This window comes from Streptomyces sp. NPDC056296 (genome assembly GCF_042268605.1).
Lineage (GTDB): Bacteria > Actinomycetota > Actinomycetes > Streptomycetales > Streptomycetaceae > Streptomyces.
Map to the genome: position 1 here is coordinate 22,741 of NZ_JBHJRX010000073.1, position 9,518 is coordinate 32,258.

Here is a 9,518-nt window from a genome sequence, read left to right on the forward strand (position 1 = left end):
GTTTCCCTGATGTCGAGTCACCACACCGCGCCCGCGCGGGAACCAGCACGGCTACCGTCGTACTTCTACGGCAGGCACGACGTCGAGGGGGCGTACGCGGCATGAGTCTCGGAGACGACCACCAGTCCGGCGGTTACGGCGGCACCGGTCAGACACGGACACGGCTGCCCGACGGGGACGGCGACGGCTACGGCGGCCCCCGTCGCGGCGGTCGCTCGTCGTCCCGGAGCCTGGTCACCGTGGTCGGCGTCGTCGTCCTCCTCATCGCGGCGATCGCCTTCGCGAACCGTGGAGGAGACGATTCCGCATCCCCGGACGACACGGCGGCGGACAAGCCGAAGACGTCGGCGACGGCGCCGTCCGGGACGAAGCCTGTGCAGTCGGGCTTCGCCCGGGACGAGCAGGGGGCGCAGAGCGCGGCGGCGAATTACGCGGTGGCGCTGGGCTCGGCCGACATGTTCGAGAAGGCCAAACGTGATTCGATCCTCCAGGCCATCATCGTTCCTTCCAGAGTCCCTGACTTCGAGGCCACTCTGGACAAGGCATACAGCCCGGGCTTCAACAAGAACGTCGGTCTGAACGAGGACGGCTCGACGCCGAAGGGCTACACCTTCGTGTCCCGTACGAGCCCGATCGGCACCAAGGTCACCGAAAACTCGGCCGACAACGCGACCGTCGAAGTCTGGTGCAGCGGTCTCCTCGGGCTCGCGGGGCAGAACTCCACAGCCCCGGTCACGAACAGTTGGTTCACGATCACCATGAAGCTCGAGTGGGTCAATGGTGACTGGAAGATCGTGACGCACTCTCAGAAGGACGGCCCGGCGCCGATTCCCGGCGACGACAAGGCTTCCAGCGCGGACGAGATGGCGAAGGCCGTCCAGGAGTACGGAGGGTTCACGTATGCCCGCTAACCGCCGCGTACTCGAGCTGACCGGCGTCGTCATGGCCGTCCAGACGGCAGCGATCCTCTTCGCCACCCGCGCCTTCGCCGCCCCCACCCCAACGCCCACCCCGAGCGATGACCCCTGCGACCTGATCCACGGCCCCGCCAAGGACTACTGCGAACGAGGCGAAGGCGGCAGCTCCACCGGAGGTGGCGGCGGCGGCGGAACCCTCGACTCCCCCACCTCCGCCCTCGACCCCCTCTCCTCCCTCGCCAAGGGCTGCGCCGACGCCGCCTCCTGGACCATCGACAAGCTCAGCGCCGCCGTCCAGGACACGGCGAACGTCGACTTCACGAACCCGACGTTCCTCCAGCAGTACGCCGTCGTCTTCGCGGCGTCGACGATCCTCACGCTCCTCCTGTGGCTCCTCGCGGTGGCGAAGCGTGCCGTGCGCGGCATCCCCCTCACCACCGCGCTGTCCGAGGCCATCGGGTTCCTCTGGCTCACCGTCCTGGCGTCGGCCTTCACGCCGCTGATCCTGTACACGGTCGTATCCGCGACCGACGGCGTCACCGACGTACTCGCCAAGGCGACCGGCGAGCAGACGGACACCTTCTTCGGCACGTTCTCCGCCGCCCTGGAGAAGGGCGAGGACATCGGCGGCGGACCGATCATGCTGATCGTCGTCTCCCTGGTGTCGATCCTCGCCGCCGGCGTGCTCTGGCTGGAACTCGTCATCCGCGCCGCCCTGCTCTACGTCGGCGCCCTGCTCGGCACCGTCGTCTACGCCGGCCTGGTCGACAAGAACCTGTGGGGCCACGTCCGCCGCTGGGCCGGGATCATGATCGCGGTCATCCTCGTGAAGCCCGTCATCGTGATCGTCCTCGGGCTCGCCGGGGCGCTCTCCGCCGACGACGGGCCGGACGCCTTCTCGGCCGTCGTCTCCGGCCTCGCCATCATCCTGCTCGCCATCTTCGCGTCCGCGATGATCTACCGCTTCGTCCCCGGCTTCGGCGACGAGATCGCGAACGGCCGCAACAACCGCATCATGCAGGGCGCCGAAGGCAAGGCCGCGGCCGTCATGAGCTCCCCGGCGAACCTGGTCGCCCAGGGCATCAGAACCCACAGCACTCGCCACAACGGCGACGGCGGAGGCGGCGGCCAGTCCAGCTCCTCCTCCGCGTCCCGTCCCTCGAACCCCGCCTCCGGCGGAGTCGCCGCGCACAGCACGCGCCCCTCGAACGGCGGCGGCGGAAATGTCCCCTCCGCCGCACCCGCACCGCGCTCCGGCAGCCCGGTCAACACGCCCCACGCAAGCAACACCCGTAACAGCAAAAACAGCACAGGAGGTGACGGGCGTTGACGACCGAGTCCCACGTGTCCCATCCGGTCACGCCCCGCCGTACGTATCTCATCGGCCGTGCCCGGCCGAACGCGATCGTCGGCCGCAACCGCGAGACCGGTGAGATCGCGCTGATCGTCGTGGGCGCGTTCCTCGGCATGATGTGCGGGCTCCTCGTCCCCGTCCTGACCCTGCGCATCGTGCTGCTCTGCGGCTTCCCCATGCTCGCGCTGGCGGCCGTCTACGTGCCGTACAAGCACCGGACGTTCTACAAGTGGTTCGAGATCAACCGCAGCTACAAGCGGACGCTCCGCACCGGCACCACCTACCGATCCGGCGCCATCGAGGCCGGTACCAGGATCGACGGGCGGGAGATCGAGGTCGGCCCGCCGCCCGGCATCGGCCGCATCACCTGGCTGGCGGCGCCCTTCGGGCCGGACGAGATCGCCGTACTGCTGCACGCCGACCGCAAGATGGTGACGGCCGCGATCGAGATCGAGGGCCCCGGCGTCGGCCTGCGCGACTCCGAGGACCAGGAAGCCCTCGTCGACCGCTTCGGCACGCTGCTCAAGCACGTGGCCAACGGCGACGGCTTCGTCACCCGCATCCAGATGCTCGCCCGCACCCTCCCGGCCGACCCGGACGCGCACGCCAAGGACGTCGCCCAGCGCGGCGACGACAAGGCGCTGCCGTGGCTGCAGCAGTCGTACGACCAGCTCCAGTCCATGGTGTCCACCAGCAGCGAGCAGCACCGCGCCTACCTCATCGCCTGTATGCACTACAACCGCGAACTGGCCGCCGAGGCCCACGCGATGGCCCGCGCCGCCCGCCCGCAGAACGGGCGCAAGCTGGACCGGGACGCGGGACTGGCGGTCGTCATGGCGCGCGAGCTGACCGACATCTGCTCCCGCCTCCAGGAAGCCGACATCCGGGTACGCCAGCCGCTGGGGCAGGGCCGGCTCGCCTCCCTCGTCCACGCCATGTACGACCCGGACCACCCCATCGACCACATCCAGGCGATGACCAAGCGCAACGCCTGGCCGGCCGAGCTGGACGCCATGGAGCCCACCTACCTCCAGGCCAAGACCCGCGAGTCCTCCACCCGCGCCCCCTGGTGCCACGCCACCGCCTGGGTCAAGGAGTGGCCGATGACCCCGGTCGGCGTCAACTTCCTGGCCCCTCTTCTCGTCCACACGCCGGACGTGATCCGCACGGTCGCCGTCACGATGGACCTCGAACCCACCGAGGTCGCCATCGAACGCATGCTGACCGAGAAGACCAACGACGACGCCGAGGCCTCCCGCGCCGCCAAGATGAACCGCACCGTCGACCCGCGCGACATCGCCGCCCACGGCCGCCTGGACCAGCGGGGCGAGGACCTCGCCAGCGGCGCGGCCGGCGTCAACCTGGTCGGCTACATCACGGTCTCCTCCCGCTCCCCCGAGGCACTGGCCCGCGACAAGCGGACGATAAGGGCGTCGGCCGGGAAGTCGTACCTGAAACTGGAGTGGTGCGACCGTGAGCACCATCGCGCCTTCGTGAACACACTTCCGTTCGCCACCGGCATCCGAAGGTAGGGGCTGAGCCTGATGCGGGACCCGCTGACCGTCCTCACCGAAGCCTTCACGTCCTTCCTCTTCGGGAAGGTGGAGACGACCCGCCTCCCCGTCCGCACCTCCACGGGCCAGGCGCAGGCCGTCTACCTGCCGACCGCCGCGCCCGGCCTCGGCGACTCCGGCGTGATCATCGGCCGCGAGGTCTACTCCGGCAAGGGCTACATCTACGACCCCTTCCAGCTGTACGGCCAGCAGCTCCCCGCCCCGCACTGGCTGGTGCTCGGGGAGTCGGGCAACGGCAAGTCGGCGCTGGAGAAGACATACGTCCTGCGCCAGCTCCGCTTCCGCGACCGCCAGGTCGTCGTCCTGGACGCCCAGGGCGAGGACGGGGCCGGTGAATGGAACCTCATCGCGCAGCAGCTGGGTATAACTCCGATCCGGCTGGACCCCATGGCGGCACTCGACCAGGGCATCCGGCTCAACCCCCTCGACCCGGCGATCACCACGACCGGGCAGCTGGCCCTGCTCCGCACGATCATCGAGGTCGCGATGGGGCATGGCCTGGACGAGCGCTCCGGCTTCGCGCTCAAGGTCGCGCACGCCTACGTCAACGAGACCATCGTCCAGCGCCAGCCGGTCCTCACCGACATCGTCGAGCAGCTCCGCCACCCCGAGCCGGAGTCCGCCGAGGCGATGAACGTCGCCATAGACGACGTACGGGCGTGGGGCCTGGACGTGGCACTCGTCCTCGACCGCCTCGTCGACGGTGACCTGCGCGGCATGTTCGACGGCCCGACGACGGTCGGCATCGACCTCGACGCCCCCCTCATCGTCTTCGACCTCTCCCACATCGACCGCAACTCCATCGCCATGCCGATCCTCATGGCCATCGTGGGGGTCTGGCTGGAGCACACCTGGATCCGGCCCGACCGGAAGAAGCGCATCTTCCTGGTCGAGGAGGCCTGGCACATCATCAACAGCCCGTTCGTGGCGCAGCTGTTCCAGCGGCTGCTGAAGTTCGGGCGACGGCTGGGTCTGTCGTTCGTGGCGGTGGTGCACCATCTGTCGGACGTCGTCGACGGGGCGGCGGCCAGAGAGGCCGCGGCCATCCTGAAGATGGCCTCCACCCGGACCATCTACGCCCAGAAGGCCGACGAGGCGCGGGCAACGGGGCGCGTACTGGGCCTGCCACGCTGGGCCGTGGAGATCATCCCCTCCCTCACCCCCGGCATCGCGGTGTGGGACGTCAACGGCAACGTCCAGGTGGTCAAACACCTGATCACCGAGACCGAACGCCCCCTGGTCTTCACCGACCGCGCGATGACCGAGTCGTCCGCCGACTTCAACGACGACGCGCTGCGCGCCGCCGAACTGGAGGCGGAGGAAAGGGCGGCGGCCTTCATGGAACAGCACATCGGCGACTCGTCCGAATCGACGGTGGCGTAGGAAGACGGGAGGGACCGGACGCATGAGACCGGACGGACCGGGCGGACCGGACGACCATCGCGGCCGGCGGCCGGCCCAGCAGGGCGGCATCCCCGACGGCCTGCTGCTCGGCCTGCTCGCCTTCCTCCTCGGCATGACCGTGCTGGTGTGGACGGCGACCGGCCTGTCCGCGCTCTTCGCCCACGGCTCCTGGCCCTCCGGCGTCACCTTCACCGGCACCCCCCTGGCCATGCGCCACCTGATCTCCGAGCCCCACGACATTCCCGGCGCCTGGCCGGACACCCCCGAGACGGCACTCTCCGGGTACGGGCTGTTCTGGGGGCTGTTCATCGGCCAGATGATGGTGCTGGTGGTGCTGACGGTGTTCGTGATGGGCACGGTGGCGCGATGGCGTGCGGTACGGCAGCGCGGGCGCGAGGAGCCCGTGCCGACACCGAAACCGGTCCAGGAGACGCCGGTCACGGAGACGCCGGTCCAGGAGGTGCCACAGCACGAGGCCCCGCCGCAGCACGAGGTCCCCACCCCGAGGACCCCACAGCAGGCCCCAGTGACTCCGCAGGCTCCGGCCCAGGAGACCGACCCCTCCGCTGCTCTGCCCAACGGCAAACAGGTGGGCGGGTGGGAAACCAACCGCGCCGAAGGCGCGGTGCACTACGCCCCCCGGGAGAGCCGCCACACAACCGCGACCGCAGCCCTGCGGGACGCGGAGGCCGCCGCCCTCGTCATCACGTCCAACCCATCGCTCTGGTCGGAGACCAAGGACGCCCGCGCGAAACTCGGCCCCGCCCACCTCTACGACCCGAACCACCTCTGCGACACCCCGGACCGACTCCACTGGTCCCCCACCGCCGGCTGCGAGGACAGACCGACGGCCACCGCCAGAGCGGCCGCCCTCCTCACCCCCGTCCGCCCCACCGCCCGGCTCGACCAGGCGGTCGGCGACACCGCGGAACTCCTGCTGCGCAGCTACCTCCACGCCGCCGCCGTCGACGGCCGCACCGTCCGCCACGTCCACCGCTGGTCCCAGGGCCTCCAGATCCAGGACGCCGTACGCATCCTCCGTACCAACCCCAAAGCCGCACCCGGCTCCGCGGGCGAACTCGAAGGGGCCCTCACCGCCCACCCCGAACGCCGGGACATGGCCCAGCAACTGACCACCCGTGCGCTGGCCGCCCTCGCGACGGTCAACATCCGCGAGGCGTGCACCCCCAACCGAAATGATGCCCTCGCCTTGGATTCCTTCATCCACGAACAGGGAACCCTTTACGTGGTGGGTGAATCCATCGAGGACCCCCGCACGAACCCGGGCGCGATGCCGCTGCTGACAGCGCTCGTCTCAAGCGTGGTCGAGCGCGGCCGGCGCATGGCCGAACGGTCATCCTCCGGTCGCCTCGACCCACCACTGACGCTCGTCCTGGACGACGTCGCGGCCGTGGCTCCGCTCCCCCAGCTCCCCGAGCTGCTGGCCACCGGGGCGGACCGGGGCATGCCGACCCTGGCCCTGCTCCGGTCCCGCGAACAGGGCCGGTCCCGCTGGCCCCACGACGAACTGCCGGTATGACAGCAGCGGACAGGGCCCGCGAACCCGCGGGCCCGTGTCACCGCTCGAGCACGAACTCCAGCTCGTAGTCACCGGGCCCGCCCACCAGCGGCACCGTCCGCCCGCTCGACGCGAACCCCGCCTTCCGGTAGGCGCCCTGCGCCCGCTCGTTGTCCGGATGCACGATGAGCCGCACCCGCTCCAAGCCGCTCGCCCAGGCCCACTCCAGCCCGGCGTCGAACAACGCCTTGGTCAGCCCGCTCCCCCGCCACTCGGGCCGCACGAACACACCGACCACGTGCCCCTGCCGCCGAGCCACGGAGAACCCGGCCCAGTCCGTCGTCCCGGCCTCCTCCACCAGCACGGTCAGCGTGCCGAGCCACATCCCCCCGGGCACCTCCGCGACGATCTGCCGCGCCCCGGACGCGCCCTCGGCGGCGCCGGCCGCCCGCTCCTGCCAGTAGGAATCCGGCCGGACGGCGGCGACGTCGTACGTCTCCAGGTAGGCGAGGTGCGCGAGCGGATCCCGCAGCGCACGCAGCCGCAGCTCCTTCACGGCGGGCCATTCGTCGGCGCGTATGGAGCGGATCACGTAGTCACCGGGGACCGTGGCACTCATGCGGCCCACCGTAATACCCGGGTACTACGCCCCTCACCTGATATACGGTCTCCGGGCGGACGCCCCCTCGCCCGACGGCCCCCGATCATGGTCGGATGGACCCCGTGAAGCCCGTGCCGGAAGACCGAGCGGCCGAACCCCTCACCGAGTACGTCCAGCGCGTCAACCGGCGGGTCCGCGCCTTCGACCGTCGCCGTCCCCTCGTGTGGGACCTGCACCTCACCGGCCTGTGGGTACTGGCCGCGCTGATCGACGCCTCCGGTGGCTGGCGCAACGTCGCCCACGATCCCGACGTTCCCATCGGCCTCGTCCTCGTCCTCAGCCTCGCCCTCTCCGTCCCCCTCCTCTGGCGCCGCAGCCACCCCCAGGTCGCCCTCCTCGTCACCCTGCCCGCGGCCCTGGTCAACGCCTGGTCGGGCGCCGCCCTCCAAGCGGCCCTGCTCCAACTGCTCCTCGTCCACCACATCGCCCTGCGCCTGCCGCTGCGCAACCTCTGGTGGGCCGTGGCCCTGGTGATCGCCCCGACCTGCGTCACGGTCGCCCGCTTCGGGGACAGCGCGGGCTCCTGGACCCAGCAGTTCGGCTCGCAGCTCTCCGCCATCGGCGTGGCCGCCCTCATCGGCATCACCGTCCGCACCCGGCGGGACTACACCGAGGCCCTGGAGGACCGCGCCCGCCGCCTGGAAACGGAACGCGACCAGCAGGGCCGCCTCGCCGCCGCCGCGGAACGCGCCCGCATAGCCAGGGAGATGCACGACATCATCGGCCACAACCTCTCCGTCATCACCGGCCTCGCCGACGGCGGCCGCTACGCCGCCGCCAAGTCCCCGGAACGCGCCGCCCAGGCCCTCGACGCCATCTCCACCACCAGCCGCCAGGCCCTGAGCGAACTACGCCGCCTGCTCGACGTCCTGCGCGAAGAGGAACGGACCGGCACCCAGACTGCCGAACTGGCCCCGCAGCCCTCCCTCACCGACCTCGACCAACTCCTCGACGGCGTCCGCAGAGCCGGCCTCCCCGTCCGCACGACCGTCCAGGGCCGGGCCAGCCTCCCCGAGGGCCGCCAGCTCACGGTCTACCGAGTCATCCAGGAAGCCCTCACCAACACCCTCAAACACGCCGGCCCCGACGCCACCGCACACATCGACCTCTCCTACGAGACCGGCGGCGCCGTCGCCCTCACCGTCACCGACACCGGCCACGGCGGCCCGGCCCCCGCCCCCTCCGACGGCCGCGGCCTGCCCGGAATGCGCGAGCGAACGTCCCTCTACGGCGGCACACTTGAGGCCGGCCCACGCCCCCGCCCCGAGCGGGGCTGGCGCGTCCACCTGCACCTACCGGAGGAACCCCCGCCGTGACCACCGTCCTCATCGCCGACGACCAGCCGCTCCAGCGCTTCGGCTTCCGGATGCTCCTGGAGAGCCAGGAGGACATGACGGTCCTGGGCGAGGCGGCCAACGGCGCCGAAGCCGCCCGCATGACGGCCGAACTCCGCCCCGACGTCGTCCTCATGGACGTCCGCATGCCCGGCCTGGACGGCATCGAGGCGACCCGTCGCATCGTCGCGGCCGGCGGCCGCACCCGGGTCCTCATCCTCACGACCTTCGACCTCGACGAGTACGCCTACTCCGGCCTGCGCGCCGGTGCCTCCGGCTTCCTCGTCAAGGACGCCCAGCCGGAGGAGCTGCTCTCCGGCATCCGTGCCGTGGCCACGGGCGACGCCGTGGTGGCCCCGAGCCTGACCCGCCGCCTGCTCGACGCATACGTCCACCATCTGCCGGCCAACCCCCAGCCGGACGACTCCCCGGACCCCCGTCTGGCCGCTCTCACCGACCGAGAGACCGAGATCCTGCGGGTGATCGGCCACGGCTGGACCAACACGGAGATAGCGGAGCGGCTCCACCTCGCCGAGTCGACGGTCAAGACCCACGTGGGCCGCATCCTGGCGAAGACGGGTTCAAGGGACCGCGTCCAGGCGGTGATCCTGGCGTACGACACAAAATTGGTCGGGTAGGCATTGGTGGCTAAAACGCAGAAAACCCCGCACCGTTTCCGGTGCGGGGTTTCCTTTGAATGATTGTTCGGCGGCGTCCTACTCTCCCACAGGGTCCCCCCTGCAGTACCATCGGCG

8 protein-coding genes are annotated in these 9,518 nt (G+C 70.7%); 7 read left to right on the top strand and 1 reads right to left on the bottom strand.

Translation table 11 applies throughout. From position 1 onward, the window contains the following. The first annotated feature begins 101 nt into the window (after positions 1 to 101). The 5 genes from ACFCZF_RS36170 to ACFCZF_RS36190 are packed head-to-tail and all read left to right on the top strand — an operon-like array spanning position 102 to position 6,789. Positions 102 to 911: a hypothetical protein gene (locus ACFCZF_RS36170; protein ID WP_376675245.1), complete on the top strand. Its 810-nt coding sequence runs from the start codon at positions 102 to 104 to the stop codon at positions 909 to 911. Next, positions 901 to 2,247, top strand: a complete 1,347-nt coding sequence (locus ACFCZF_RS36175; protein WP_376675246.1) for a hypothetical protein — start codon at positions 901 to 903, stop codon at positions 2,245 to 2,247. Before ACFCZF_RS36170 ends, ACFCZF_RS36175 begins: the two co-directional genes overlap by 11 nt. Beyond that, positions 2,244 to 3,803, top strand: coding sequence for an SCO6880 family protein (locus ACFCZF_RS36180; RefSeq protein WP_376675247.1), 1,560 nt, complete (start codon positions 2,244 to 2,246; stop codon positions 3,801 to 3,803). The genes ACFCZF_RS36175 and ACFCZF_RS36180 overlap by 4 nt, the downstream gene beginning before the upstream one ends. A gap of 12 nt (positions 3,804 to 3,815) precedes the next feature. Further along, the gene (locus ACFCZF_RS36185) at positions 3,816 to 5,228 is read left to right on the top strand and encodes an ATP-binding protein (protein WP_121747796.1); all 1,413 of its coding nucleotides are present in this window, start codon (positions 3,816 to 3,818) and stop codon (positions 5,226 to 5,228) included. 22 nt (positions 5,229 to 5,250) lie between these two features. Further along, a complete protein-coding gene (locus ACFCZF_RS36190; RefSeq protein WP_376675248.1) occupies positions 5,251 to 6,789 on the top strand; it encodes a TraM recognition domain-containing protein in 1,539 nt (512 codons plus the stop codon). A 37-nt stretch (positions 6,790 to 6,826) separates the two neighbouring features. Here ACFCZF_RS36190 and ACFCZF_RS36195 read toward each other — a convergent pair whose 3' ends face one another. After that, positions 6,827 to 7,387 (bottom strand): GNAT family N-acetyltransferase, encoded by a 561-nt coding sequence (locus tag ACFCZF_RS36195; protein WP_376675249.1) that lies wholly within the window; start codon positions 7,385 to 7,387, stop codon positions 6,827 to 6,829. 95 nt (positions 7,388 to 7,482) lie between these two features. Here ACFCZF_RS36195 and ACFCZF_RS36200 point away from each other — a divergent pair, with 95 nt between their 5' ends. Further along, positions 7,483 to 8,745: a sensor histidine kinase gene (locus ACFCZF_RS36200; RefSeq protein ID WP_376675250.1), complete on the top strand. Its 1,263-nt coding sequence runs from the start codon at positions 7,483 to 7,485 to the stop codon at positions 8,743 to 8,745. Next, positions 8,742 to 9,401 (top strand): response regulator, encoded by a 660-nt coding sequence (locus tag ACFCZF_RS36205; protein ID WP_376675251.1) that lies wholly within the window; start codon positions 8,742 to 8,744, stop codon positions 9,399 to 9,401. The genes ACFCZF_RS36200 and ACFCZF_RS36205 overlap by 4 nt, the downstream gene beginning before the upstream one ends. Positions 9,402 to 9,518 lie beyond the last annotated feature (117 nt).

Bases quoted from the DNA above. Each gene is read 5' to 3' on its own strand.
- ACFCZF_RS36185 (WP_121747796.1), top strand. From the start codon at position 3,816: ATGCGGGACCCGCTGACCGTCCTCACCGAAGCCTTCACGTCCTTCCTC.
- ACFCZF_RS36175 (WP_376675246.1), top strand. From the start codon at position 901: ATGCCCGCTAACCGCCGCGTACTCGAGCTGACCGGCGTCGTCATGGCC.
- ACFCZF_RS36190 (WP_376675248.1), top strand. From the start codon at position 5,251: ATGAGACCGGACGGACCGGGCGGACCGGACGACCATCGCGGCCGGCGG.
- ACFCZF_RS36170 (WP_376675245.1), top strand. From the start codon at position 102: ATGAGTCTCGGAGACGACCACCAGTCCGGCGGTTACGGCGGCACCGGT.
- ACFCZF_RS36195 (WP_376675249.1), bottom strand. From the start codon at position 7,387: ATGAGTGCCACGGTCCCCGGTGACTACGTGATCCGCTCCATACGCGCC.
- ACFCZF_RS36200 (WP_376675250.1), top strand. From the start codon at position 7,483: ATGGACCCCGTGAAGCCCGTGCCGGAAGACCGAGCGGCCGAACCCCTC.